We start from the raw sequence: 26,456 nt of genomic DNA, 5'->3' as shown, positions 1-26,456 counted from the left end.
GTCCTCTACATCCTTATCCCTGACTGCATACGGCCATGGCTAAATCCGTCAAAAAATCCGGGCCCAAAAAGGCCAAGCGCAACGTTCCCAACGGTGTTGCTCACATCCAGAGCACCTTCAACAACACCATCGTGTCCATCACCGATACGGCTGGTGAGGTGATTTCCTGGTCGTCCGCAGGCGCCAGTGGCTTCAAGGGTGCTCGCAAAGGCACCCCCTTCGCCGCTCAAACTGCTGCAGAGGCAGCCGCACGTCGTGCCCTCGACCAAGGCATGCGTCAGATTGAAGTGCTTGTGAGAGGTCCTGGCTCAGGCCGTGAGACCGCCATCCGCGCCCTCCAAGTTGCTGGCCTCGAAATCACCCTGATTCGCGACGTCACCCCCCTGCCCCATAACGGTTGCCGCCGGCCCAAGCGCCGCCGCGTCTGAACCGAGCTGATTTCCACCGGTTTCTCCATTTACCCCGATTCAGATCGTGTTGCAGTACCAGATTGATCGCATTGAGCATCAGGTGGCCGAGGATCGCGCCCAGTCCGGCGTCTTCCTGATCGGTCCCCTCGAGCGTGGCCAGGCCACGACCCTGGGCAACGCGTTGCGTCGCGTGCTGATGGGTGGTCTCGAAGGCAGTGCCGTCACCGCCATCCGCATTGCCGGTGTCAATCACGAATACGCCACGGTTCCTGGGGTCCGTGAAGACGTTCTCGACATCCTGCTGAACTGCAAGGAACTCACAGTCAGCAGCCGTTCAGCCGAACTCGAGATCGGCCGTCTTGTGGTGGCTGGTCCCGCTGAAGTTAAGGCCGGAGATCTGCAGTTCTCCTCTCAGGTTCAAGTTGTGGATGCCGATCGTCCGATCGCCACCGTGGCCGATGGTCACAGCCTCGAGCTGGAAGTTCACGTTGAACGTGGCGTCGGCTATCGCCCGGTGGATCGCTACAACGAAGAAACCAGTGCCATCGATCTGCTCCAGATCGATGCGGTGTTCATGCCTGTGACCCGGGTCAATTTCACCATTGACGAAACCGCCGTTGCCGAAGGCGGTTCGGCCCGCGAGCGCCTTCGGATGGAGATCATCACTGACGGCTCCATTACTCCCGACGACGCCCTAGCTCAGTCGGCCAATCAATTGATTGAGCTGTTCCAGCCACTGGCCACCGTCACTCTCGTGGAGGAAGTTCCTGCTGAACCCGAGCCCTCGGCGGAAGCACAGATTCCTCTAGAGGAATTGAACCTTTCGGTTCGGGCCTACAACTGCCTCAAGCGCGCTCAGGTCAACTCCGTGTCTGACCTGATGGGCTTCAGCTACGAGGATCTACTCGAGATCAAGAACTTCGGTTCCAAATCCGCTGATGAAGTGATCGAAGCCCTCGAGCGCATCGGCATCTCCATCCCCCAGAGCCGCACTTCTGCATAACCGCAGAACGGCCTGAACGTCCTTTTTCGTCTTCGTCACCGACAGAACCATGCGTCATCAATGCCGAGTTCCTCAGCTGGGACGTCCAGCTGACCAGCGCAAGGCAATGCTGCGCGCCCTGACCACCCAGCTGATTCGCGAAGGTCGGGTCACCACCACCAAGGCAAGGGCCAAGGCGCTTCGCGACGAAGCCGAGCGCATGATCACCCTGGCCAAGGACGGCAGCCTCGCCTCCCGTCGCCGGGCCATGGGCTACATCTACGACAAGCAGCTGGTGCATGCCTTGTTCGACAAGGCCCCCAACCGCTACAGCGATCGCAAGGGCGGCTATACCCGCATCACGCGTACCGTTCCCCGTCGTGGCGACAATGCCGAGATGGCCATCATTGAACTGGTCTGATCAGACCTCACGTCAGTGCTGACGTTTGAATACCGAACCCTCGTCTGCAGGTCCTGAGCCAGCGTCCCTTCAGCGGATCGCACTCAGCCTTCAGTACGAGGGTTCTTCATTTTGTGGCTGGCAGCGCCAACGCAACGGTCGCAGTGTTCAGGCCGTGCTGGAGGAAGCCATCGCCCAGCTCGATCCGCACCGGCCGGTACAGACCTTTGCCGCCGGTCGCACCGATGCCGGGGTTCATGCCGCCGGTCAGGTGGTGCACTTCGACTGCAGTGGCCCGATCCCGGCTCGCAAATGGGCACCGGCCTTGAACGGACGCCTGCCGAGCACCATTCGTGTGCGCGAATCCGTCGCCCGTCCCCTCGATTGGCATGCCTGTTACTCCGCCATCTACCGGCGGTACCGGTACACGATTCACAACGGCCGGCGTCCCAATCTGTTTCTCAGCCCTTGGAGCTGGCACCGCTACCAACACAGGCTGGATGCGTCCCGCATGCGGGACGCTTTGAACACCATGCTTGGTCTGCACGACTTCAGCGCCTTCATGAAGGCAGGCAGCCGTCGCGCCCATGCCAGAACCACCGTGCAGGAGGTGCTCGTAGAGCGCCAAGGTGATCTTCTGCGGGTTGAGATCCAGGCCAGTGGTTTTCTGTACGGCATGGTTCGCTTGCTGATGGCCCAGTTGGTGGCCGTTGGCGAGCACCGTCTCAGTGTTGCCGCCTTTGAACATCGCTGGCGGGAACGACGACGCCACGAGGTGAAGGAGGCAGCGCCAGCCACAGGCCTCTGCCTGCTTCGGGCTGGCTATGCGGAGCCCATCTTCACCAAAGCCGGCTGGTACGATTGTCAGCCGTGGTTTTTTCTGGCCGAGAGCGATCCTCCTCCGGATCCACCCTCAACGCCGGAATAAACGGGCCTCTACTTGGAATGCTGCCCAACTCACAGGAGCTGGAGGGCTGAAGAGTAAGCTCGATCTTTAGCCCCGTCAGGTCCAGCTCTGGACCGACCCCCTTTGCCCAGTTCCGCTGCATTAGGCGGGACATACCCGAACCGGCATGCCGGCGCGATGAACAAGACCTCTCTCCCCCCGATTGATTCGATCGACCGCCAGTGGTACGTGGTGGACGCTGAGAATCAAACCCTCGGCCGTTTGGCCACTGAAGTGGCAGCCGTGCTCCGCGGCAAGAACAACCCCAGCTTCACCCCCCATCTGGACACCGGTGATTTTGTCGTCGTTGTGAACGCCGAGAAGATCAAGGTCTCCGGACGTAAGCCCCAGCAGAAGCTGTACCGCCGTCACTCCGGTCGTCCCGGGGGAATGAAGGTGGAAACCTTCGAGGCTCTGCAGGAACGGATTCCCGAGCGGATCGTGGAGAAGGCCATCAAAGGCATGCTTCCCCACAACGCCCTGGGCCGCCAGATGTTCCGCAAGCTCAAGGTCTACAAGGGCACCGAGCATCCCCACGCCGCTCAGAAGCCCCAGCCTCTTCAGCTCAACCCCTCCGCATCCGCCAAATGAGCAACAATTCCGTCGTCTACTGGGGTACCGGTCGTCGCAAGACTTCTGTCGCCCGTGTTCGCCTCGTCCCCGGCAATGGAACGATCACCATCAACGGTCGTCCCGGTGACAACTATCTGAACTACAACCCCTCGTACATCGCAGCGGTGAAGGCTCCCCTGGAGACCCTCGGCCTTACCAGCGAGTACGACATCCTTGTCAACGTTCACGGTGGTGGACTCACCGGTCAGTCCGGCGCCATCAAGCAAGGTGCTGCCCGCGCCCTGTGTGAACTGTCTGCCGACAACCGCAAGCCGCTGAAGACGGAAGGTCACCTGAGCCGGGACCCCCGTGCCAAGGAACGCCGCAAGTACGGCCTCAAGAAAGCCCGTAAGGCTCCTCAGTTCTCCAAGCGCTGATTTTTTTACCGATGCCAAAGCCCGACATTCATCCCACCTGGTATCCCGACGCCAAGGTGATCTGCAACGGCGAAGTGGTCATGACCACAGGCGCCACCCAGCCGGAGATCCACGTCGACGTCTGGAGCGGCAACCATCCCTTCTTCACTGGCACCCAAAAGATCCTCGACACCGAGGGGCGTGTGGACCGCTTCATGAAGAAGTACGGCATGGGTACCAAGAAAAAAGGTGCCGACTCCGCCAAGGCCGAGTCCAAAGCCTGAGGGTGAGAACGGGGCATGGACGCCTCGACCTTGTTCACACGGCTGGAAACAGCCACAGCCAGCTTCCGCAACCTCGAGCGGCAGCTGGCTGACCCTGATGTGGCCGCTGATCCGAAGCGGCTTGAATTGATCGCGCGGGAGCGATCAAGGCTTGAGCCTCTCGTGCTCGACTTCGAGGAACTCCAGAAGCTCGAATCCGAGCGAGACTCCGCACGTCAACTGCTCAAAGACAGTCGCGGTGACGCTGCGATGGAGGAACTCGCGCAGGATGAGTTAATCAGCCTCCAGGAACAGCATTCAACGCTGACGGAACGGCTCACCTTGGCGCTGCTGCCGCGAGATCCCCGCGATGAGCGCAGCGTGATGCTGGAAATTCGCGCCGGCGCAGGGGGCGACGAGGCCTGTCTCTGGGCCGGTGATCTGGCACGGATGTATGAGCGCTACAGCCAGAAAGTGGGCTGGGCCGTGCAATCCATCAGCTGCACCGAGGCCGACCTGGGAGGGTTTCGGGAGCTGATCCTTTCGGTGCGTGGCGACAGCGTCTACAGCCAACTGAAATTTGAAGCGGGAGTGCATCGGGTGCAACGCGTCCCTGCCACAGAATCCCAGGGTCGGGTCCACACCTCTACAGCCACGGTGGCCGTGATGCCGGAAGCCGATGCCGTGGAAGTTCAGCTCGATCCGAAGGATCTCGACATCAGCACCGCACGTTCAGGCGGTGCTGGGGGCCAGAACGTCAACAAGGTGGAAACAGCCGTGGACCTCCTCCACAAACCCACGGGCATCCGTGTGTTCTGCACCCAGGAACGCTCCCAGCTGCAGAACCGTGAACGGGCCCTGGAGATCCTGCGCGCCAAATTGTTGGAGCGGGAGCAGGCTGCTGCTGCGGAACGGGAAAGCAGCGACCGACGCGCCCAGGTGGGCAGTGGTGACCGCTCCGAAAAAATCCGCACCTACAACTACAAAGACAACCGAACCACCGATCACCGGCTGGGCCGAAACTTCACCCTGGAGCCTGTGCTGGAGGGCCAATTGGAGGACATGATCGGTGCCTGCATTGCCGAAGAGCAACGTCAGAAACTCGAAGCACTGAGCGATCAGGCCGAGACCTGATGGTCAAGCACCGATGACATATTTCGCCCATTCCTGATGATGCCCAGAATGGATCTGGCGCCGGGCCTCAAAACTGAGGCTGCTGGCTGGCCGCCGCGGGGCATGACGCAGAGGCATGGAGGCTTCCCTCGGAGTTCGATTGGCCTTTCGCACATTGCAGCTGAGGCAGGCCGTGGTCACGTTCTCCCAGGTGTCACCACCTCCCCGACTGCGGGGCATCACATGGTCGATTGACAACTGATTTTCACGACTGCCGCAGTACTGGCAGGTGTGGTTGTCCCGCTGGAAGAGGTTGCGACGCGTCAGGGGCAGCTGACGGAAGGGAACGCGGACGTACTGCCGCAGGCGAATCACCGTCGGCAGGTTGGTGCCCTGACGCAGTTGCCGACAGGGGTCGTGTTCCAGGCTCTCGGCCTTGCCCTTCAGCATCATCACCACAGCCCTTCTCCAGGTGGTGATATTGAGCGGCTCGTAGGACGCATTGAGAACGAGAACCTGGCCCATGCCAGCTCACTCAATAAGCTTCATGCTATCGGCGATGTGAAGCCGTCTCGGTAGCGCCGAGCACTGCCTGTGATTCCGGAGCTGAATCCACGTCAGCGCGCCTGGGTGGAAGTTTCACCTGCAGCGATTCGGGCCAACGCCAGGGCTCTCTGCCAGCACCTCGGCCCTCGCACCCAACTGATGGCGGTGGTGAAGGCCGATGGTTACGGCCACGGCGCCGAGACAGTGGCACGGGCTGCTCTAAAGGGAGGAGCCACCAGCCTTGGCGTGGCCACGCTGCAGGAGGGTCTTGAACTGAGGCGGGCCGGCCTGGAGGCACCGGTGCTGTTGCTCAGCAACCTCTGTGAACCAGACGACCTGCGCACCTGCCTGCACTGGCGGTTGATGCCCACCCTGAGCAGCCTCAGGGATGCCCAGCTCTGCAATGAGCTCGCTGCCGACAGCGGTCGATGTTTCGACGTGCAGCTGAAGATCGACACCGGCATGGCACGGCTGGGCTGCCCCCTCAGCGACGGCTATCAGACCGCAGCGGAGCTGCAGAGCTTGGAAAACCTCAATCTGGAGGGCATTTACAGCCATCTGGCCTGTGCTGATGAGCCGGACGATGCCTTGACCAGCCTCCAGCAGGATCGCTTCGTGAGCATGCTCTCGGCCCTGCCCCAAGTGGGCGGCAGCATCACCCGCCATCTAGCCAACTCCGCGGGGACCCTGCTCAACCGAGAGCTGCACCACGACCTCGTGCGCGTTGGGTTAGCCCTGTACGGCCATGCTCCCGCTGCACATCTGAGCAATGTCATTCCCTTGCAACCCGCGCTGGCGGTTCGCGCCCGGGTCAGCCTGATCCGCGAGGTCCCCGCAGGAACAGGAGTCAGCTACGGCCACCGCTTCATCACCCAGCGCCCCACTCGGCTGGCGGTAGTGGGCATCGGCTATGCCGATGGTGTTCTGCGGTCCCTGAGCGGGCACATTCATGCCCTGCATCGCAATCGCCAGCTGCCTCAGGTGGGATCCATCACCATGGACCAGCTCCTGCTGGATGCCACCGATGCAGGAGAACTGGAGGAAGGCGACATCGTCACCCTGCTGGGCCAGGACGGTGACCTGGAGTTAAGCCCGCAGAGCTGGAGCGACCACTGCGATTCAATTCCCTGGGAGATCCTCTGCGGTTTCAAACGACGCCTGCCCCGCGTTGAAGTCTGACCAACTGCCCAGCACTTGGTACTCTGGGTGCGCCGCTGGAGAGGTGGCTGAGTGGTTGAAAGCGGCTCCCTGCTAAGGAGTTACAGGAGGCAACTTCTGTCGAGGGTTCGAATCCCTCCCTCTCCGTTCCAAGTTCACTGACTCAATTCGCCGGCTCCTCGGAACTGGTGAACAGATTGAGTTGCCGTGCCAGCTCCGGCAAAAGGGATGCGTCCCTGGCGCGATCAGGCCCCGTAGTGAAGACCACCAGCAAGCTGGGTGGTTGCTGTGCGGAGGTCTGAAACCACGCTGCGTCATGACGGGCCTGACTCATCCAACCGGCCTTGCTCCAGAGGAGCGCTTCCTCAGGTAGGCCCTCACCGAGAAACCCATCCACCTGGTTTTCAGGATCGGCACGACGCTGCTGCTGATCGAGCGAGCGCCGCAACAGACCCTGCAGCCGGCGACAGGCCGGCGGTGAAACCACCGCACCGGTCATCACAGCCTCCAACATCCGGGCTGTCGCAGCGGTGGACAAGCCATTGCGGTTGCTGTTGTCGGCCCCGTAGAACCTTTTCTCCCGGCCATAGGGACCATCACCCCAGGTCTTCTGGCAGCAATTCACCGCCTCGAGTTCCGGCCAGGCCAAGGTCTGCAACCAACCATTGATCAAGCGACGCTGCTCCGTCCAAAGCTCCCAGCGTTCACCATGAAGTGCAGGGCCACTGGTGGTGCCTGTGAGCAAATCAACCACAAGCCCAGTGGCATCGTTGCTGGAATCGGCGATCATGTCGCGCACCGCGCGCTGCAGTTCGTCGCTTTCAGGGATCAGATCACGTTGCAGCCACTGCTCAACGGCGACGGCATAGAACAGCTTCACCACGCTGGCCGGATAGAGGATCCGGTCTTGATTCCAGGAAGCACCACTGCCCTGACCAGCCTCCGGTGCAGCTTCGTCGTACCGCACCCAGGTGATCGCCAGACTATTGCGCAGCCCTGGGCGGCCGTCGGCATCGAGCCCATCGAGGGCCGCCTCAAGCCGAGCCGCCATCGCGGGATCGGGACGGTAGAACGCCATAGCGATTCGATTGGGCCATGGCGACGTTAGGCACCCTGCTGGCCCCAGACCTGATTCAGACAGGCTCCTGTTGGCAGCTGTGCGCTGACGTCAATGGCTATTCGAGATCTGACGGCGAGAGTCTGACCACCCAGGCCTGTTCTGGACGCCGCTTTCGCATCCTGGAGAGGCAGCGCACGAGGATCGCTGTTCAGCTGCTGGAGGATGGTTACCGCTGCTGGCTCGCACTCGAGGCAGTTCTGGGGCGAGCTGAGCAATGCGCACCCTGGCGACCGTCGCCGCTCAGCGCAGCGGACATTGAACGACGTCTACCCGGCGTGCTCGCCTGGAGCGAAACCGCCCAGAAACGTCCCAACGTCTATCTCTGGGGGGGAACCACTGAACCAGACATGGATTGTTCCGGTCTGATGCAGATGGCCTTCGCCAGCCAGGGCATTTGGATTCCGCGAGATGCCTATCAGCAGGAGCGGTTCTGCCAACCGGTTGCCGCTCTCCCCGACGATCACAGCCTGCTGCTCCCAGGAGATCTGCTGTTTTTTGGCACACGCAGGCGTTGCACCCATGTGGGGCTCCATCTCGGCGATGGCCGCTACCGCCATAGCTCAGGCAAGGACCATGGGCGCAATGGAATCGGCATTGACAACCTCCACAGCAGCGATCAACACCCGGTGGCTTGCCACTACAGGGCTGAATTCCGCGGCGCAGGTCGTGTGGTGCGTTGCCATGACGGATCGCATCTCTCCTGACGTTGTCAGACGGATCAACCGGGCCCCTGCTTAAGTTGAGCGACTCGCAGCGCGACCGGCATGAGTGCACCCCTGAATCTCTCGGTGGTGGTGCCGCTGTACAACGAAGAGGAAAGCCTGCCCCACCTGGTTGAGCAGCTCCTTTCAGCACTGCGTCCAACCGACGAGACATTTGAGCTGGTCCTGGTCGACGACGGGTCCAGCGACCGCACCGCCAATGTGCTGGCCGAGATCAGCGCAGAGGTGCCCGAAGTGGTGGCCGTGCTGCTGCGCAAGAACTATGGCCAGACCGCAGCCATGGCGGCTGGTTTTGATGTGGCTGGCGGAGAGGTCATCGTCAGCCTGGATGGGGATCTTCAAAACGATCCAGCCGACATCCCCATGCTGCTGGTCAAATTGCGGGAGGGGTATGACCTCGTGAGCGGCTGGCGCCATCAGCGCCAGGATGCTGCCCTCCAGCGCAAACTTCCCTCCCGGATCGCCAACCGCTTGATCGGCCGGGTGACCGGGGTGCGGCTGCATGACTACGGCTGCTCCCTCAAGGCCTATCGACGGGAGGTACTGGCAGACATGCGGCTCTATGGAGAGCTGCATCGCTTTCTTCCCGCCCTGGCCTTCATCGAAGGTGCACGGATCACCGAAGTGAAAGTGAACCACCGGGCGCGTCAGTTCGGCAGCAGCAAGTACGGGATCGATCGCACCTTCCGTGTGCTGATGGATCTGCTCACCGTCTGGTTCATGAAGCGTTTTCTGACCCGACCGATGTACGTGTTCGGCTTCGGGGGACTGCTGGCCATCGCCGCCAGCCTTGTCACCAGCACCTATCTCTTCGTGATCAAGGTGATGGGAGGCGACATTGCCAATCGCCCACTGCTCACCCTGGCGGTGGTGCTTGGTTTGGCGGGGATTCAACTGTTCTGCTTCGGGCTTCTCGGCGAACTGCTCATCCGTACGTACCACGAAAGCCAGGATCGACCGATTTATCGCATCCGAGAAACGTTGCGCGGCGGCCGAGCCGGCTGAGGGGTCTTGGCAGCGGCTGGCGCACCGCGAAACGGTTCGATCGCAGCTGCTGCTTCTTCCACCACACGCGCATCGCTGTCCCTCAGCGCTTGGCGCAACAGGGGTAAAACCGAGCGGTGCCCCCATCGGGCGGCCACACGAACGGCGCGCAAACGCTCCTCGGGGCCAGCCTCCATGTCGGCCTTGAGGCGACGCTCCAGGGCAAGACGCTCGAGGGGAGTATTCGGTGACGTCCAGGACGCCAGGGAAGCATCAGCGGATTCCCCATCAGCGGCAGACTCAATCACCAGTTCCAACTGGGCACGGTTGATCTGTGCGACACGGCTGGCATCCGTGCTGGAGAGCATCGGCTTCACCGGCTTCCTGCGCAACCAGAGCACCACCGTGAGCAGCACGACGGCACCAGGGAGGAGAACGTTCTGCATGCGGATTGAACTTTTATGTCGCCGTCGGGGCCTAAAGCAGGCCGTCAGAACGGTCCTACTTACAGTAGCTGCGAAGCTTTTGGCCTCGACATGACTGGAGATTTCGCTGCTGCCTGGCTGCCTGCGATTTTCGTGCCCATCACCGGAATCGTTTTTCCCGCAGTGTTCATCGTCCTTGTTGGTCGAGTGATCACCGCTGCCGAGTGACCGCGACCTGCGGACCGTTTCAACCCCTCAGCACTCGTATTTCATGACCGTCACTCCTGCTGCTGATCCCTGCGTCGGCAACCTTGCGACACCCGTCAACAGCGGCTATTTCATCAAGGGCCTGATCAACAACCTGCCCCTATACCGCCCCGGGATTTCCCCGAACTTCCGTGGCCTGGAAACCGGTGCAGCCTTCGGTTATCTGCTTTACGGCCCCTTCACCATCTGCGGCCCCCTGCGTGCCACGGAGTACCAGCAAACCGCTGGACTGCTGGCAGCCATTGGCGCCGTGCACATCCTCAGCCTGCTGTTCCTGCTCTACAACCAGCCCGGCAAGCAACCCAACATCCCCCCTGCAGATGTGACGGTTGAGAATCCCCCCGCCGACCTGTTCACCCGAACCGGTTGGGCTGACTTCACCAGTGGGTTCTGGCTCGGTGGTTGCGGCGGTGCCGTTTTCGCCTGGTTCCTCTGCAACACCGTTCACGTTCAGGACCTGTTCAAGATCGCTGCTGGTGTCTGGAGCGTCGGCTGAAGACGTTCACCGAAACTTCTAAACCAAAATCACTAAACCCCCTGTTGCCTGGGATCGGGCAGCCGGGGGTTTTTTCCTGGCAGGATTCATTCACGTTTGAGACGTCCCGGTGCGGTCGATCTCCCAGCCGTTTCTTCGGCGGCCGGTTCTTACGGTCGTCTGCAGCCTGCTGATCCTTTTGGCCGGCTGCACGGCGCTGTTCGACCTGGGGCTGGAGGATCTACCGCCCCTCGCTCCCACCCGCGTGAGTGTGAGCGCCAGCTTCCCGGCGGCTTCACCGGAGGTGGTGGAGCAAAGCGTGACCCGGGTGTTGGAACAACAGCTGAATGGCCTTGAAGGAGTCGAAAGCATTAGCTCAACCAGCAGGCAGGGCGGCGCCAGCATCTCGTTGCGCTTCAACGCGGGTGATCCCGAGCTGAATGCGATCAAGGTTCAGAACGAAGTGAACCTGGCCAGCCGCCGGCTGCCCCAGGCCGTGACGCGCCAGGGGCTCCAAGTGCGGCGCTCCTCGGAAGACCTGTTGATGATCTTGGGGTTCAGCCACCCACCGGATCAGTACGTCCCCACCTTTCTCACGGGCTGGCTGGACCAGACCCTGCGGGACGCACTGCTCACCACACCAGGCATCGGCGATGTTCAGGTGTTCGGCAGCAGTGAACTCTCCTTTCGCCTTTGGTTGGATCCGCAACGCCTCGAACAGACCAACCTCACTCTTGGCGACGTCAGCCGTGCCCTGGCTGAACAGAACGTTTTGGCTGCAGTTGGCAGCATCGGGGCTGCCCCAGTTCCATCGGGCCAATTGCTGAGCCTTCCGGTGGAGGCGGAAGGGCGACTCCGCAGCCAATCGGATTTCGAGAATCTCGTCTTGCGCCGGCTGGACAACGGCGGACTGCTGCGCCTGAAGGATGTGGGACGTGTTGCACTCGGACAGCGCAATTACGGACGCGAGGCCATGAATTTGGCCGGCGAGCGTTCCGTGGCCGTGGGTGTCTACCAGCGCGATGGGGCCAACGCCCTGGAGGCGAGCAGGGCGATTAAACGCAAGCTGCAGCAGTTGGAAGCGAGCTTTCCCCCGGGCATCGAGCTCTCCATGATCGTGGATGTGGCCGACACGGTTCAGGCCAACCTTGATCGCACCTTCATCACCTTGCGCGATGCCGTGCTGCTGGTGCTGCTGGTGCTGGTGCTGTTTCTGGGCCGATGGCGCCTCGCCCTGATCCCTGGCCTTGCCGTTCCGGTGGCGCTGGTGGGAAGCCTCAGCCTGGTGAAATTAAGCGGTTCCAATCTCAACAGCCTGATCCTGTTTGGGCTGGTGCTGGCCACCGGGATCGTTGTGGATGACGCCATCGTCGTGAGCGAAGACATCGCCGGACGCATCGAACGGGGCACACCCCCCGAACAGGCGGCCGAAGACGCCATGGCTGAGCTGGCGACCGCCGTTGTGGCCACCTCATTGGTGCTGGCAGCCGTGTTCCTGCCCGTGCTGCTCATTCCTGGATCGATCGGACGCCTCTATCAACCGATCGCCCTGGCCATCAGCGGAGCGATTCTGTTCTCCACCTTGAATGCGCTCAGCTTCACCCCAATGGCCTGCGCCCGGGTGTTGGGCCCAGGTGGCGGCCGTCTTCCTGGGGCCATTGGGAAGCTCAGCCGCTGGCTTCGGCAGGGAATGCAAACCCTGGAAGGCCTATACGCGAAACAGCTCGAGCACTGGCTGCAGCGCAAACGACTCATCGCCCTTCTGCTGCTGAGCGGCCTTGTCATTACGGCCTCCGGATTGGCGGTGATGCCGACAGCGTTCATCCCCAATGACGACCAAGGCCAGATCCGCGGCTACTTCACCCTTCCCGACGGCGCCAGCCTCGAGCGCAGCGTGGCCGTGATGGACGACATCCGACGCGTCGTCAGCGAAGAGCCGCTGGTGCGCACCGGCAACTTTTATGCCGGCAGCTCCTTCGGCCAGAGCGGAGAAGACCGTGGATCGTTTTACCTGCGCCTTCAGCCACTCAAGGATCGACCTGGCAAAGAGCAGAGCAGCAACGCCATCAAACGCCGTCTTAGCCGAGAGGTTCAACAACGGGTTGGTGATGCCAGGGTCGTGCTGATCACCCCGCCAGCCGTGCGGGGCTTCAGCAGTGAATCAGGACTCTCGCTGGAACTGCTTGACCGCAGCGGAGGGCAACTAAGCCTTGAGCAATTCGGCCAAGTCGCCCAGGACTTCATCCAGACGGCCAAGGCGACAGACCGATTTGAACGGGTAAGCACCCGCTTTGATGCCAGTTTTCCCCGCTGGCGGCTTGAGCTCGACCGCGACCAACTGGCCGCTCTCGACCTCGACTACGGCGCAACGCTGCGAGAAATCGGCACTGCCTTCGGCGGCCGCTACATCGATGACACCTACGACGACGGTCGAATCCGCTCCATTGTTCTGCAGCTGGATGGCAGCGAGCGACGTCGGCCGGAAGATCTCACGGGTCTGATGGTGCGCAACCGCAGCGGTGAGCTGGTGTCCGTAGCAAGCGTGGCCAGCTTGACCCGCGAGGAGGGCGTCAACAATATTCGCCACTTCGGACTCAACCGGGCGATTCGGATCACAGCCATCCCCGCGCCAACGGTCAGCAGCGGTGAAGCCATAGAAGCCCTGACCCAGGCCGGTGATCGCATCGGAGGCAGCAACATCAGCCTGGCCTTCACGGGCCTGGCGTTGGAAGAACAACGGGCTGGGCAGGTGACCTGGGTGCTGTTCGCCCTCGGAGTGACGGTGGTCTATCTGCTGCTGGCCGCTCTCTACGAGAGTTTCGTTGACCCGTTGATCATCCTGCTCACGGTGCCGATGGCCCTGCTCGGAGCTCTGATTGGCTTGAAATTGCGGGGCCTTCCACTGGATGTTTACGGCCAGATGGGACTTCTGGTGCTGGTGAGCCTGGCGGCCAAGAACGGAATTTTGATCGTGGAATTCGCCAACCAACGGATTGCGGCAGGCCTGGCCCTGCGCGAAGCCGTTGTGGACGCGGCCGTGAACCGGATGCGCCCGATCCTGCTGACAGCTGTCACATCCTTGGCGGGTTTCCTGCCCCTTCTGTTCGCTCAGGGCACGGGAGCCGCCAGCAGAATCAGCATTGGCACCGTGGTCTTCAGCGGACTGTTGATGGCCTCGTTGCTGTCCCTGTTTGCCGTCCCTGCCGTTTATTTGATGCTGAAACGCGATCGAATGCCCACCGCGTAGGGTGCGATCTCGATCCAATGGTTCTGCTGCTGGAGGGAACGATGACCATCACCCCACGAGCGACGACGGCAACCAGTTCCCAGGCGCAGTTCTTCGACTACGCCTCAGCGGCCAATCCTCTGCAGCAGGGGCTGATCAGCACGATCCCCTACCGCAGTTTTTCGGCCAATTTTTTTGATGAAGCCGGAACGGCCCTGCAAACTCTCGATTTGAGTGCCGACTTGCATTGCGAAGGCCCGGCCACGGGCCCATCCCTCTGCGGCAATTTCATTCGGCTGGATCAGGGGTCCCTACGCACCCATGCGGATGCGACCAGTCAGCTGTTCTTCGTGGCCCGAGGCCATGGGCAAACCGAAGCCTGTGGTCAGATTTTTCACTGGAGCGAAGGAGATACGTTCGTGCTTCCGGCTGGCGGGGAAGCCATCCACAGCAGCGAGGCCTGCGCCGGCCTCTACTGGGTGCACGATGCCCCCCTGCTTCGTTATCTGGGCGTGAGCACCGTGAAACCAGTGTTCGAACCCTGCTTCTACAGCCATCAGGATGCTCGCGCACAGCTGGATGCCATCGCCAGCAATCCGCGCGGAGCCAACGCCAACCGCGTGAGTGTGCTGTTGGGAAACAACGCGTTCCCTCAGACGCGCACCGTCACCCACACTCTCTGGGCCATGTTGGGAATTCTCCCCGCAGGCCAGGTGCAGCGCCCCCACCGACACCAGTCGATCGCCCTTGATTTTGCGGTGGCCTGCCAACCGGGTTGCTACACGATGATCGGCACCGAGCTGGACGAGAACGGGATGATCCGCAATGGGCACCGGGAAGACTGGGTGGCCGGTGCAGCCTTCGTGACCCCACCGGGCTACTGGCACTCGCACCACAACGAATCCGGCGCCGACGCCTACGTGCTGCCGATTCAGGATGCCGGACTGCACACCTACCTGCGCACGCTCGACATTGCTTTCAGCAACAGGGGCCGGGCTGACTTGAGCAACACCCCGTAGGGCACAAAGCCTCAACGGGTGAGCAGTTGATGGTCTAGCGATGTCAGGGCGCCGTGTTCTGAATAACGACGTGAAATGCGCTCAAGGCGCGTCGAACTCGACAACCAAAGCGCTTCGATGTTGAAGGGCTGGTGAGGATCAATCTGCACAGGCGCCAGGAAGGCTCCTCCATCCGGCAAAAAAATCCAGCGATCAAGATCGCCTGCTGCGAAACGCATGTTCTCTCCAAGCGAAGGGAGGTCGCAACGCCAGTCGCCGATCAGCTGATCCGCCTCCAAGGGTGGACATTCCACTGCAGAGGTTCCGGCAAGGAACTCACGGATCAACACGATCCGATCCAATTGCCCCGCACCATCCCAGAGCAGAACCAGGCGGTGACGGCGTTCGCCGTGCAGGAACCCGAACTCGGCATAAAGCTTGGTCCAATTGGAGCGATAAAGCGTTCCCCTCGAAAAGCTGCCGGTGCCGAAGACCCCCATATCGGGATCCAGGCGCATAAAACTTTGAACGATGCGTTTTACAGGCTCGCCGGCGGGCGGCTGGTGGGAAGCGCTCGATTCCTCTCCTTCAGGCCAGAGCAGCAGCGTCAGATGAAGGGGAATGCCGGAAGGAGCAGGCTGGAGCGTCAACAGAGAGTACTGACGTTTGGTGCGTTGCAGCGTCGAATCCATGCTGTCGAACCAGCCGCGCCATTCACCAACGTTGCGCAGCAGAAGCTCCCACTCATCCACGACAGCTCGATCCAATCCAGCGGCTGAGGCTAAACAGCACGAAGGCCGAGGAGACGTGAATGACTCAACACAAGTTCGCGTGAGCGTTCAATGGGAAGCCAACAAAGTGGTGCGCGGTGCCTCACCAAACAGCTCTCGATAGGCACTGGCGAAGTGATTTCGACTCACAAAGCCAAAATGAACGGCTACCTGCTGAACGGTATGACACCCCAGTTGTTGCCTCAGGTCAGGGTTAGCCAGAACGTCGCGCACTTGCTGCAAACGAATACGACGCATCAAGGCCATCGGTCCAAAACCAAACATTTCACGACAACTCACTGTGAGTGTTGTCTTGGTGGTGAACAGCGTCTGACACACCGCACTCAAAGAGATGGGAGTCGTACTCGATCGAAAGGAATAACGAACCAACTCCTGCACAAGATCACTGTGATGGGTTTTCACCACAGGCCGCAGAAGAGTCGAATTCTTCGACGAAAGAGACTCGATCAGCTGCGCCTCCAGTAGATCAGCTTGGAAAGGATGTGCCACATCCACACCCTGCCATTCGGGAAGCACCATCAACTGCCGCAACTTGCGATGAGCCGCAGGGGAAAGAATGGCCGTGTTGTTGCGCTCCATTCGCTCAAAGATCTCAGCCGCACCCATTAGCTCAGACCAGTCATCAATACGACTGCGATCGACAAGGACAGCTCCAATGCGATTGCCACCTGCAGAGGTTTTAAAGAAGGACTCCTTCATTTTGATGTTAAAACCCGACAAAGCATTCGGAGCCAATGCCTCACCGAAATGGCAGTGATCGCCGTAGTTATCAGTATGTTCAACCGTGAATGACAACCAGCGAGGGTGGCGTGTTCCCTCAATCAATAACGCTTGGTTGGCCTGCATCGAAACAAGCAACATTCCATTCTGATGATCAACCCTCAGACGCCCATGAAGGGGCCCCTGAGAGGCCTGAACAACGTTGTAATCACAGCCAAACCGTCTCCACAAATGCGCACACTCTTCGGCACTGTTGAACAAACGGTCGCAACAGGTCAACAAAGCAGGTGAGGGCGCTTTTTGAAGAGTCAGCTTCAAGCAAAAAACGATTTGGCACAACTTAGCCAACAACAACTAAGCAGACTTAATAAATAACCAGATCCCAACCGAATGACATCCACACAACAAAAATCCCCACCCGGCGAACCGAGTGGGGACATTTGGAACGAGGAACGACTCGTCGCGGGTTAATTCAGGAAGGAATTAACCGAATTTCCCTGAAGTCGAGGCAATCAGGAAGGCGGCATACGTCAAGACATAGCCAACCGTGAAGTGAGCCAAGCCAACGACACGGGCCTGAACGATGGACAGCGCCACGGGCTTGTCGCGGTAACCCATCATGTTGGCGATGGGGCTGCGCTGGTGAGCCCAGACAATGGTCTCGATAAGTTCCTGCCAGTAACCCCGCCAGGAGATCAAGAACATGAAGCCGGTGGCCCAAACCAGGTGTCCGAAGAGGAACATCCAAGCCCAGACGGCAAGGTTGTTGCTGCCGAACGGGTTATAGCCGTTGATCAACTGGGAGGAGTTGAGCCACAGGTAGTCGCGGAACCAGCCCATCAGGTAGGTGCTGGATTCGTTGAACTGGGCCACGTTGCCGGACCAGATGGCCAGGTGCTTCCAGTGCCAGTAGAAGGTCAGCCAACCCACGGTGTTCAAAGCCCAGAAGACAGCCAGATAGAAGGCGTCCCAGGCTGAGATGTCGCAGGTGCCGCCACGGCCGGGGCCGTCGCAGGGGAAGGAGTAACCGAAATCCTTCTTGTCTGGCATCAGCTTGGAGCCGCGGGCATCCAGAGCACCCTTCACAAGGATCAAGGTGGTGGTGTGCAGACCCAGAGCAATGGCGTGGTGAACCAGGAAGTCACCAGGTCCGATGGGCAGGAACACATCGGTATTGCCATTGATGGCATCCAGCCAGTAGTGGTCGCCAGGAATGTTCTGGGACGCAAGGCTGGCGGAGCTGGAAGCGTTGGAAAGCAGCACGTCCATTCCGTACATGGCCTTACCAGAGGCGGCCTGAACGAACTGGGCGAACACGGGCTCAACCAGGATCTGCTTCTCGGGAGTACCGAAGGCAACGACCACATCGTTGTGGACGTAGAGGCCGAGGGTGTGGAAACCGAGGAACAGGGAGACCCAACTCAGGTGGCTGATGATCGCTTCCTTGTGCTCGAGCATCCGAGCCAGGACGTTGTCCTTATTGGCTTCGGGGTCGTAGTCACGGATGAAGAAGATCGCACCGTGGGCAAAGGCACCACACATCAGCGCGATGGCGATGTACTGGTGGTGGGTGTACAGGGCTGCCTGGGTTGTGTAGTCCTTCGCGATGAAGGCATACGACGGCATCGAGTACATGTGCTGCGCCACGAGGCTGGTAACCACGCCGAGGGAGGCGAGAGCCAGACCAAGCTGGAAGTGCAGGCTGTTGTTGATGGTGTCGTAGAGACCCTTGTGGCCAGCGCCGAGGTCACCAGGGGTGCCCTTCGGGGGGTTGTGGGTTTCGAGGATCTCCTTGATGGAGTGACCGATACCGAAGTTGGTCCGGTACATGTGGCCGGCGATCACGAAGAGGCAACCGATGGCCAGGTGGTGGTGGGCGATGTCCGTCAGCCAGAGAGCTTCTGTCTGAGGGTGGAAGCCACCAAGGAAGGTGAGGATGGCGGTGCCTGCACCTTCAGAGCTACCGAAGACCTGATTCAGAGAATCGGGGTTTTCGGCATACACACCCCAGTTGCCGGTGAAGAAGGGTCCAAGACCGGCGGGGTGAGGCAGAACGTTGAGGAAGTTGTCCCAACCAACGTGCTGACCGCGAGCTTCGGGGATCGCAACGTGAACCAGGTGACCGGTCCAAGCGATGGAGCTGAAGCCGAAGAGAACAGCGAGGTGGTGGTTCAGACGCGATTCAGCGTTTTTGAACCAGGCCAGGGAAGGACGGAACTTGGGCTGCAGGTGCAACCAGCCGGCGAAGAGGGCCCAAGCCGACAGGATCATCATGAAGATGGAACCCTGGTACAGCTCGGCATTCGTCGTCATGCCGATTGTGTAGAACCAGTGATACAGGCCTGAGTAGGCGATGTTCACAGGGGAGGAAGCACCCGCTTGGGTGAAGGCGTCAATGGCGCCTTGACCGAAGTGGGGATCCCAAATTGCGTGAGCGATGGGGCGCACGTGCAGGGGGTCGGCGACCCACTGCTCGAAGTTGCCCTGCCAGGCGATGTGGAACAGGTTTCCCGAAACCCACAGGCCGATGATCGCAAGGTGACCGAAATGGGTGGAGAAGAGCTTCTGATAGAGGCGCTCCTCCGTCATTCCGTCATGGCTCTCGAAGTCGTGAGCCGTGGCGATCCCGTACCAAATACGGCGGGTTGTCGGGTCCTGGGCCAGACCCTGGCTGAACGAAGGGAATTTCGTTGCCATTAGAGGGAGAGGTCAGGTGAGGTCAGCCGACCACAAGAATGTGGGCGTGGAAGAAGGCCCACGTGGTCGCAATTCCGCCCAAGAGGTAATGGGCAACACCCACGGCACGGCCTTGGATGATGGAAAGGGCACGGGGCTGGATGGCGGGAGCCACCTTCAGCTTGTTGTGAGCCCACACGATGGACTCGATCAGCTCCTGCCAGTAGCCGCGGCCACTGAAGAGGAACATCAGACTGAAGGCGAACACGAAGTGAGCGCCGAGGAACATGATTCCGTAGGCAGCTGTATTCGAGCCATAGCTGTTGATCACCTGAACGGCCTGAGCCCACAGGAAGTCACGCAGCCAGCCATTGATGGTGATGGCACTTTGGGCAAAGTTGCCATTGGTGATGTGCGCGACGGAACCGTCGGCATTCACCGTTCCCCAGATGTCGCTCTGCATCTTCCAGGAGAAGTGGAAGATCACGATTGACAGGGAGTTGTACATCCAGAACAAGCCCAGGAACACGTGGTCCCAAGCGGAGACCTGGCAGGTGCCACCACGACCAGGACCGTCGCAGGAGAAGCGGAAGCCCAGGTTGGCCTTATCAGGGATGAGGCGGGAGCTACGGGCGTACAAGACACCTTTCAGCAGGATCAGCACCGTCACGTGAATCGTGAAAGCGTGAATGTGGTGAACCATGAAGTCGGCGGTGCCGAGCGGCATGGGAGCAGCGGCAACCTTGCCGCCAACGGCGACAACGGAACCGTTGAACACTTCACTCACACCCGCGAGGGCGTTTGGAGCCGTGCTGCCTGCAGCTGCGGCGTGCACGTTCTGAATCCACTGAGCAAAGATCGGCTGAATGGAAATCGCCGAATCGCTGAACATGTCCTGGGGACGACCCAGGGCACGCATGGTGTCGTTGTGGACGTAGAGGCCGAAGCTGTGGGCTCCGAGCCAGATGCAGACCCAGTTGAGGTGGCTGATGATTGCGTCGCGAGCCTTGAGCACCCGATCCAGCACGTTGTCGATGTGCTTGGCGGGGTCGTAATCGCGAACCATGGCGATGGCGGCGTGAGCACCTGCACCAACAATCAGGAAACCACCGATCCAGATGTGATGGGTGAAGAGCCCGATCTGGGTGGGGTAGTCGATCGCTTGGTACGGATACGGAGGCATCGCGTACATGTGCTGAGCAACGATGATGCTCACCGAACCGCCAATAGCCAGGTTGACCGCCAGCTGCGCATGCCAGGAGGTGGTCATGAAGTCATAGAGACCGTCGTGACCATTGGTGGCAGGGAACAGCAGGGGATCGCCCTTCTGACCTTCGTGGATCTCCTTGATGGAGTGGCCGATGCCCCAGTTGGTCCGGTACATGTGACCGGCAACGATGAACATCACGGCGATCGCCACATGGTGGTGGGCGATGTCGGTCATCCAGAGGCTTCCTGTCACAGGATTCAAGCCACCTTTAAAGGTGAGGAAATCGCTGTAAGCAGCCCAGTTGCCGGAGAAAAAGGCACCGACACCAGCGCTGAAGCCGGGATACAGCTGAGCCAGCAGGTCCTGATTGAAGAACTCGTGGGGCAGCGGAATGTCTGCAGCCGAAGCGATGGTCTTGCCATTCAGAACCAGCGGTTGGCCGGCATCGATGGCATCCATCAACTTGGTGACGGGAGCCGACACATGGATGACGTGACCAGCCCAGGACAGTGAACCGAGACCCAGCAGGCCTGCCAGGTGGTGGTTCAGCATCGACTCAACGTTCTGGAACCACTCCAACTTCGGCGCAGCCTTGTGGTAGTGGAAAACACCGGCGTTGAGCATGAGGCCGGCCATCACCAGGGCACCGATGGCCAGAGCCATGAGCTGGGTTTCACTGGTGATGCCCCAGGCCCGCCACATCTGGAAGAGGCCTGAAGTGATTTGGATGCCTTGGAAACCGGCACCCATGTCTCCGTTGAGGATTTCTTGGCCAAAGATGGCCCAGACCTGCTGGGCGCTTGGCTTCACATGGGTGGGGTCAGCAAGCCAACCGGAATAGTTGGAGAAGCGGGCGCCATGAAAGAAGGCACCGCTGAGCCAGATGAAGATGACGGCCAAGTGGCCGAAGTGGGCGGAAAAGATCCGCCGAGAGACCTCTTGAAGGTCGCTCGTGTGAGCGTCGAAGTCGTGAGCGTTGGCGTGAAGGTTCCAAACCCAAGTGGTGGTTTTGGGACCTTTCGCGAGGGCGCGGTCGAAATGTCCGGGTTTGCCGAACAGCTCGAAGGTTGCTGGATTGTCAACCTTCTCGACCTGGCTCTTCGCGTCACTCCCACGCTCAGGTGGGCTGATGGTCATCGAGTCGTTCCTCGAGGGACGGGTTTCGAGGTGGTGGGCCACCCCTCCGACGGGCCGAAGCCAATCGGGGCCCCGAATACGGATCCACAGGGAATCAGAGTTCGGGCGTCAGTACGGCAAAGGAGTCGAAACCCCTTGTCTGCACTGAAGCTGGGGCCCCAAAGAGGGGACCGCTGGCGGAAGCATAGGGGCGGAGCAGGGGGTTAAAGGGCCCTGAGTTACAAAGGTTCAATCCCGTGGCGAGCCAGTCAGCGACAGGCGTCTGCAGAAGGCTGAGAATCAGCAAAACAACAAAGATCTCAAGCAGTAAACAACACAATTTCACACATATTTCCTTCCTAAATAACTAAAACTCTGACAGTGAAGGTCGGATTGTTCAGAATGATCAGATCTGTTGATGCCCGATGCGTCGCCCTGGCTTGAAGTCGATATGGGCTGTTCTGCTGGCAGCAGTGCTGCTTCTCGGTGCCGGCTTACCTGTTCATGCGCGCCCTGGATTCTTCAATCGCGACACAGGGTCCGCCGCCAAACCGCTGCCGAGTTCAGCTCCCAGCGGGAAGCTCCAGGAAGTGGCTCCTCCAGGGGCAGTGCAACAGCTGCGCCAGAACCTGCAAAGGCACCATCCCTCTCTACGGCTGAGCGATCCAAGCAATGACAGCATCGTTTCCTCTGACGCTCTTGAGCTCCGTTTCGAAATCGAGGACTGGCCCCTCAGCAGCGACCCCGAATTGGGTCTGGGGCCCCATGTCGTGCTCCAAATCGACAACCGCGCTCCTCTACGGCTGAGCGAAAGCAATGGGAACCTCCTGAAGGTCCGCATCGACGGCCTGGAAGCGGGCAGCCACCGGTTCAGCGCCTGGGCCGCTTACCCCTGGGGAGAAGCCGTGCAATCACCAGGAGCCTCAATCCAGGGGCGCCTGCACCTTTGGCAAAAACTGCAGGGCACGCAACCCGAACGCGATGCCCCCTGGCTGGTTCCTGTCTCACCAGCCGGAGAACAGGGCCTGCAACCCCTTTTGGTGGATTGGCTGATTTGGAATGCTCCGCTCCAAAACCTGCGGGAGGGAGATGGACGCTGGCGACTCCGCATCAGCATTGATGGAGACAGCTTTTTGGTCGATCACCAGGAAGCCCTGTGGCTCAAAGGATCGAATGGCTCCAACAGGCACGACATTCAAATGGAACTGCTGAATGGACTGGGCGAGCCGATCACACCGGTCTTCAACAATCAGCTGATTCATTTGAAAGCCCCAGCCGGTCCCAAGCCTGGCTGGATGCGCCCACACCTCACTGAAAGCCAGCTCGCGCGCCTGAGCGGCTCCCCTGAGCCTGAAGCTCTGGAGGTGGTCGAATCCCCGCCAGAGCCCCCTCAAAAAGCAGAGGAGAAACAACAGGAGAAGACAGAACTGCCCCGAGAGCTTCCCCAGGTCGAGATCAAAATCGAGAAAGAGGTCGAGGACGAGATCAAAACCCAACCCGAGGCAGACCCCAAGCCCACGGCACCAGAGGAAAGCGAAGAACAGAAGCCTGAGCCGCCCCTTGCTGAAGAGCCATCCAAAGCAGAAGTTGCTCTGCCCACTCCTCCCACTCCCGCCCAGGAGAAGCCTGCGGAGCCTCAGCAGCCAGCCGAGCAGGAACCCAAGTTGATGCCGAGCAGCAGCCTGGGAGGATCAGCCCGTGAGTTGCTCAACAGCGATGGGCGCTTACGCAAGCCCTGATCCGGATTCCCTGCCCTGAACCCCACATCTGCCGTTCCCGCTCTGGGCCTAGGACTCAGCCCCAGCGCCATGCCGCTGTTGGAGCGGTTGCTGATACGCGGCCACATCGACCGGATCAAGGCAGACGATCAAGACATCAACACCGCCCTTGATGGGCATTGGACGGCAGAGAACGTCGTGTTGTTCGTGGGCGCCGTGGGAGCTGTGACACGTCTGATTGCAACTCGGATCCAAGGCAAGGGGAAGGATCCAGCCGTTCTGGTGCTCGACCCCAAAGGAGAGTTCGTCATCCCGTTACTGGGAGGCCATTCCGCAGGCGCCGAACAACGCGCCCTGGAGATCGCGATGGATCTCGGCGGGCAGGCGGTGATCACAGGCGCCTGCGCCCATGAAGGACGTCTCCCCCTGGATGCCTTTGGGGACGGCTGGGGCTGGAGACGCAGGGGGACGGTGGCCAGTTGGCGCGATCTGATGGTGCGGCAGTCCCAGGGATCCCGCATCAGCGTTCACCAGAGCAGTGGATCCACCGCCTGGCAAGGCCCTGAAGGCCATCCCTTGCTGCACAACGTTGAAGCCAACGTTGTGCCTGAGCCCGCTGATCTTGTGATTGGAGCGCGCCTCCAAGGCGATTGCCAGTGGCATCCAGCAACGGTCTGGATCGGCATCGGCTGTGAACGCAACACCAGTCTTTCTCTGGTGGAGAAGGCCATTGCCGAGGCCTTGGCAACAGCAGGGCTGGCGGAAGAGGCTGTCGCCGGAATGGCCAGCGCAGCGAGGAAATCCGACGAACCGGCCTTACAGCATCTGAGCCAAACCCGGGCATGGGCGTTCCGAACCTTTGCGGAGCACGCTCTTGCGTCCATCGAGGTGCCGAACCCCTCCGAAGTGGTGCGCAAGGAAATGGGGACCGCTTCGGTGGCGGAAGCAGCGGCATTGCTGGCTGCGGGCGACAAAGGTCATCTGATCCAGCACAAGCAAATCAGCCGTCCGGCAACAGGGGAACAGGGTGCCGTGACAGTGGCCATTGCCGAGGCTGCCATCCCCTACGCGCCGGAACGGGGCGAACTGCACTTGGTGGGGAGTGGCCCAGGGGATCTGTCCCTGCTCAGCGGAGACGCCAAAGCGGCCCTCTCCCGTTGTTCCGCCTGGATTGGCTACAGCCTCTACCTCGATCTTCTGGAGCCTTTGCGCCGCCCGGATCAGGTTCGATTCGATGGCCAGCTCACCCGGGAATGGGACCGCTGTGCCGAAGCACTGCGCTTGGCCCAACAAGGGGCAAAAGTTGCTCTGATCTCCTCCGGCGACAGCGGGATCTACGGCATGGCGGGATTGGCCCTGGAGCTGCTTCTCCAGCAACCCGAGCAGGACCGACCCAGCTTCTCGGTGCATCCCGGAATTTCAGCCTTCCAGCTGGCCGCCGCCCGGGCCGGAGCGCCACTAATGCATGACTTCTGCTGCGTCAGCCTCAGCGATCGCCTCACGCCGTGGACCGTGATCGAAAAGCGACTGGAGGCCGCTGCAACTGGAGATTTTGTCCTCGCCCTCTACAACCCAAGGTCCAAGGGTCGTGATTGGCAGCTGGGGCAAGCCAAGGAGATCCTGCTGAAACACCGCCCCCCCACAACCCCGGTGATGCTGGCGCGTCAGCTGGGCCGCGCGGAGGAATCCCATCAGCTCACGTGTCTTGAGCGCTTGGAGCCAGAAGCAGTGGACATGCTCACGCTGGTTCTGATCGGGAACAGCAGCAGCCGTGCCGAGGATGACTGGATGGTGACGCCGCGGGGATATCCCGGGGCCAGTCTCCAATGAGGACTGAGTTTTTGCTGGTCTAGCTCAGGTCTCCATCAAGACCAGGCAGTGCCACGAAACAATCAATCGGGATGACAGGATTCGAACCTGCGGCCCCTTCGTCCCGAACGAAGTGCGCTACCAAACTGCGCCACATCCCGGCCTATCAATCCTAAAAGATCGATGCTTCCGAGATTGAAGCAAGAGCACTAGGGCACGGATTAGGGTCATGGATTGAAGAAGCTTCGCCGTGCTCAAGCCGGAGTGGTTGCGCGTAAAGGCTCCGCAGCGCGAACGGATCGGTGCCGTGGCCGACCTGCTGCTGGACTTGAACCTGAACACGGTCTGCCAGGAGGCGAGCTGCCCCAACATCGGCGAATGCTTTGCAGGCGGCACGGCAACGTTTTTGATCATGGGTCCCGGCTGCACCCGCGCCTGCCCCTACTGCGACATCGACTTCGACAAGAGCGTGCGCGAGCTCGATCCCACCGAGCCCCAACGGCTTGGGGAAGCCGTGGCCCGTCTGGGCCTGAAGCACGTGGTGATCACCTCGGTAAACCGCGACGATCTCGCCGATGGTGGAGCCTCCCAGTTCGTGGCCTGCATTGAACAGGTGAAGCAACGCTCACCGCTCACCACGATCGAACTACTGATTCCCGACTTCTGCGGCAACTGGGATGCCCTGGCAACGGTGATGGCCGCCGCCCCCCACGTGCTGAACCACAACATTGAAACGGTGCCGCGGATGTACCGCCTGGCACGGCCCCAGGGCATCTATGAACGCTCCCTCGAGCTGCTGCAGCGGGTGCGGAACCAATGGCCCAAGGCCTACAGCAAGTCGGGGCTGATGGTGGGGCTCGGAGAAACCGATGAAGAGGTGATCGAGACGCTCCGGGATCTGCGCAAACACAGGGTCGACATCGTCACCATCGGTCAGTACCTCTCACCTGGCCCCAAACACCTGGCCGTTGACCGCTTTGTGACCCCGGCTCAATTCGAGACCTACAGGACTGTGGGCGAAGAGGAGCTGGGCTTCCTCCAAGTGGTCAGCACACCACTCACCCGCAGCAGCTATCACGCCGGTGAGGTGCAACGGCTCATGGCCAGCCATCCCCGCTGACGGGGATCCATTCCTGCACCTGCCAGTCCACCAGGCCGGCGCGGATCATTGGGTCGTTCTCCACCCATGCCAGCGCATCGGCGTAGGACGACGCCTCAAAAATCAACAAACCCCCGCCGCCAGGCCGCCGGTCACCATCCACCAAGTAACCGCTGCGTAGACGGCGGCCCGCTGCTGCTTCCCCTACAACCCAATGGCGGTGAGCTGCCAAGGTGAGTCGCCGCTGCTCCACGGGCAGAGAGGCTGCGACGGCCGTGAAAGTTTCAGTCTTGACGAACCAGGCCACGGGCTAG

26 protein-coding genes and 2 tRNA genes are annotated in these 26,456 nt (G+C 60.6%); 19 read left to right on the top strand and 9 right to left on the bottom strand.

Annotation, left to right across the window (positions count from 1 at the left end):
• The first annotated feature begins 35 nt into the window (after positions 1-35).
• The 8 genes from rpsK (at position 36) to prfA (ending at position 5,103) form a co-directional block, all read left to right on the top strand.
• On the top strand, positions 36-428 hold the full coding sequence (gene rpsK / locus FZZ90_RS10505; protein ID WP_226425751.1) for a 30S ribosomal protein S11: 393 nt from the start codon (positions 36-38) through the stop codon (positions 426-428).
• A 46-nt stretch (positions 429-474) separates the two neighbouring features.
• A complete protein-coding gene (locus tag FZZ90_RS10500; RefSeq protein ID WP_226402223.1) occupies positions 475-1,413 on the top strand; it encodes a DNA-directed RNA polymerase subunit alpha in 939 nt (312 codons plus the stop codon).
• 49 nt (positions 1,414-1,462) lie between these two features.
• Entirely contained in the window at positions 1,463-1,813 is a 351-nt protein-coding gene (gene rplQ, locus FZZ90_RS10495) for a 50S ribosomal protein L17 (protein ID WP_006851925.1), read from the top strand.
• Positions 1,814-1,838: 25 nt separating this feature from the next.
• On the top strand, positions 1,839-2,720 hold the full coding sequence (gene truA / locus FZZ90_RS10490) for a tRNA pseudouridine(38-40) synthase TruA (RefSeq protein ID WP_226425750.1): 882 nt from the start codon (positions 1,839-1,841) through the stop codon (positions 2,718-2,720).
• Between the two features lie 156 nt (positions 2,721-2,876).
• Entirely contained in the window at positions 2,877-3,329 is a 453-nt protein-coding gene (gene rplM, locus FZZ90_RS10485; protein WP_038551234.1) for a 50S ribosomal protein L13, read from the top strand.
• Entirely contained in the window at positions 3,326-3,727 is a 402-nt protein-coding gene (gene rpsI, locus FZZ90_RS10480; protein WP_226425749.1) for a 30S ribosomal protein S9, read from the top strand. The genes rplM and rpsI overlap by 4 nt, the downstream gene beginning before the upstream one ends.
• Positions 3,728-3,738: 11 nt before the next feature.
• Entirely contained in the window at positions 3,739-3,990 is a 252-nt protein-coding gene (rpmE, locus tag FZZ90_RS10475; protein ID WP_006851595.1) for a 50S ribosomal protein L31, read from the top strand.
• Between the two features lie 15 nt (positions 3,991-4,005).
• The gene (prfA, locus tag FZZ90_RS10470; RefSeq protein WP_226425747.1) at positions 4,006-5,103 is read left to right on the top strand and encodes a peptide chain release factor 1; all 1,098 of its coding nucleotides are present in this window, start codon (positions 4,006-4,008) and stop codon (positions 5,101-5,103) included.
• Between the two features lie 3 nt (positions 5,104-5,106).
• Here prfA and FZZ90_RS10465 read toward each other — a convergent pair whose 3' ends face one another.
• Entirely contained in the window at positions 5,107-5,607 is a 501-nt protein-coding gene (locus tag FZZ90_RS10465) for an HNH endonuclease (protein WP_226425746.1), read from the bottom strand.
• A gap of 69 nt (positions 5,608-5,676) precedes the next feature.
• On the opposite strand from FZZ90_RS10465, the gene alr reads away from it, so the two are divergent.
• Both alr and FZZ90_RS10455 read left to right on the top strand, forming a co-directional pair.
• Entirely contained in the window at positions 5,677-6,807 is a 1,131-nt protein-coding gene (gene alr / locus FZZ90_RS10460) for an alanine racemase (RefSeq protein WP_226425745.1), read from the top strand.
• A gap of 37 nt (positions 6,808-6,844) precedes the next feature.
• Positions 6,845-6,933: transfer RNA gene (locus tag FZZ90_RS10455), tRNA-Ser, on the top strand.
• Between the two features lie 16 nt (positions 6,934-6,949).
• Here the strand turns inward: FZZ90_RS10455 and FZZ90_RS10450 are convergent.
• A complete protein-coding gene (locus FZZ90_RS10450; RefSeq protein WP_226425744.1) occupies positions 6,950-7,864 on the bottom strand; it encodes a serine hydrolase in 915 nt (304 codons plus the stop codon).
• Positions 7,865-7,881: 17 nt separating this feature from the next.
• Between FZZ90_RS10450 and FZZ90_RS10445 the strand changes: the two genes are divergently transcribed.
• Both FZZ90_RS10445 and FZZ90_RS10440 read left to right on the top strand, forming a co-directional pair.
• Positions 7,882-8,610 (top strand): C40 family peptidase, encoded by a 729-nt coding sequence (locus FZZ90_RS10445; protein WP_226425743.1) that lies wholly within the window; start codon positions 7,882-7,884, stop codon positions 8,608-8,610.
• Between the two features lie 60 nt (positions 8,611-8,670).
• Entirely contained in the window at positions 8,671-9,633 is a 963-nt protein-coding gene (locus tag FZZ90_RS10440; protein ID WP_226425742.1) for a glycosyltransferase family 2 protein, read from the top strand.
• On the opposite strand, the gene FZZ90_RS10435 is transcribed toward FZZ90_RS10440, so the two are convergent.
• A complete protein-coding gene (locus FZZ90_RS10435; protein WP_226425740.1) occupies positions 9,591-10,058 on the bottom strand; it encodes a HEAT repeat domain-containing protein in 468 nt (155 codons plus the stop codon). The genes FZZ90_RS10440 and FZZ90_RS10435 overlap by 43 nt on opposite strands.
• Before the next feature lie 90 nt (positions 10,059-10,148).
• On the opposite strand from FZZ90_RS10435, the gene FZZ90_RS10430 reads away from it, so the two are divergent.
• The 4 genes from FZZ90_RS10430 to FZZ90_RS10415 all read left to right on the top strand — a co-directional run bounded on the left by FZZ90_RS10430 (position 10,149) and on the right by FZZ90_RS10415 (position 15,024).
• Positions 10,149-10,265 carry a photosystem I reaction center subunit VIII gene (locus FZZ90_RS10430; protein ID WP_006851672.1) on the top strand — a complete coding sequence of 39 codons (117 nt, stop codon included), beginning with the start codon at positions 10,149-10,151 and terminating at the stop codon, positions 10,263-10,265.
• Between the two features lie 43 nt (positions 10,266-10,308).
• On the top strand, positions 10,309-10,800 hold the full coding sequence (locus FZZ90_RS10425) for a photosystem I reaction center protein subunit XI (RefSeq protein ID WP_186514617.1): 492 nt from the start codon (positions 10,309-10,311) through the stop codon (positions 10,798-10,800).
• Positions 10,801-10,909: 109 nt separating this feature from the next.
• On the top strand, positions 10,910-14,026 hold the full coding sequence (locus FZZ90_RS10420; RefSeq protein WP_226425739.1) for an efflux RND transporter permease subunit: 3,117 nt from the start codon (positions 10,910-10,912) through the stop codon (positions 14,024-14,026).
• Positions 14,027-14,067: 41 nt separating this feature from the next.
• Positions 14,068-15,024, top strand: coding sequence for a cupin (locus tag FZZ90_RS10415; RefSeq protein ID WP_226425737.1), 957 nt, complete (start codon positions 14,068-14,070; stop codon positions 15,022-15,024).
• Positions 15,025-15,035: 11 nt separating this feature from the next.
• Here FZZ90_RS10415 and FZZ90_RS10410 read toward each other — a convergent pair whose 3' ends face one another.
• From FZZ90_RS10410 to psaA, 4 genes are all read right to left on the bottom strand, one after another.
• A complete protein-coding gene (locus FZZ90_RS10410; RefSeq protein ID WP_226425736.1) occupies positions 15,036-15,770 on the bottom strand; it encodes a DUF3598 family protein in 735 nt (244 codons plus the stop codon).
• A gap of 72 nt (positions 15,771-15,842) precedes the next feature.
• Positions 15,843-16,655, bottom strand: coding sequence for an AraC family transcriptional regulator (locus FZZ90_RS10405; protein ID WP_226425734.1), 813 nt, complete (start codon positions 16,653-16,655; stop codon positions 15,843-15,845).
• 342 nt (positions 16,656-16,997) lie between these two features.
• Entirely contained in the window at positions 16,998-19,211 is a 2,214-nt protein-coding gene (psaB, locus tag FZZ90_RS10400) for a photosystem I core protein PsaB (protein WP_226425733.1), read from the bottom strand.
• A gap of 22 nt (positions 19,212-19,233) precedes the next feature.
• Complete coding sequence (gene psaA / locus FZZ90_RS10395) at positions 19,234-21,537, bottom strand: photosystem I core protein PsaA (protein WP_226425732.1); 2,304 nt, start codon at positions 21,535-21,537, stop codon at positions 19,234-19,236.
• A gap of 404 nt (positions 21,538-21,941) precedes the next feature.
• Between psaA and FZZ90_RS10390 the strand changes: the two genes are divergently transcribed.
• Together FZZ90_RS10390 and cobJ are read left to right on the top strand one after the other, a co-directional pair.
• The gene (locus FZZ90_RS10390; protein ID WP_226425731.1) at positions 21,942-23,255 is read left to right on the top strand and encodes a hypothetical protein; all 1,314 of its coding nucleotides are present in this window, start codon (positions 21,942-21,944) and stop codon (positions 23,253-23,255) included.
• A gap of 69 nt (positions 23,256-23,324) precedes the next feature.
• Positions 23,325-25,064: a precorrin-3B C(17)-methyltransferase gene (gene cobJ / locus FZZ90_RS10385; protein ID WP_226425730.1), complete on the top strand. Its 1,740-nt coding sequence runs from the start codon at positions 23,325-23,327 to the stop codon at positions 25,062-25,064.
• Between the two features lie 66 nt (positions 25,065-25,130).
• On the opposite strand, the gene FZZ90_RS10380 is transcribed toward cobJ, so the two are convergent.
• Positions 25,131-25,204 (bottom strand) — tRNA-Pro (locus FZZ90_RS10380).
• Between the two features lie 89 nt (positions 25,205-25,293).
• Here FZZ90_RS10380 and lipA point away from each other — a divergent pair.
• On the top strand, positions 25,294-26,163 hold the full coding sequence (gene lipA / locus FZZ90_RS10375) for a lipoyl synthase (protein WP_226425729.1): 870 nt from the start codon (positions 25,294-25,296) through the stop codon (positions 26,161-26,163).
• On the opposite strand, the gene FZZ90_RS10370 is transcribed toward lipA, so the two are convergent.
• Positions 26,141-26,449 carry a YciI family protein gene (locus FZZ90_RS10370; RefSeq protein ID WP_226425728.1) on the bottom strand — a complete coding sequence of 103 codons (309 nt, stop codon included), beginning with the start codon at positions 26,447-26,449 and terminating at the stop codon, positions 26,141-26,143. The two genes, lipA and FZZ90_RS10370, sit on opposite strands and share 23 nt — an antisense overlap.
• Between the last annotated feature and the right edge of the window lie 7 nt (positions 26,450-26,456).

It is taken from the genome of Synechococcus sp. MU1617 (genome assembly GCF_020514235.1).
Lineage (GTDB): Bacteria > Cyanobacteriota > Cyanobacteriia > PCC-6307 > Cyanobiaceae > Parasynechococcus.
The sequence above is the reverse complement of the archived record's forward strand: the minus strand, read 5'-3'. Positions and strand labels throughout refer to the sequence as shown.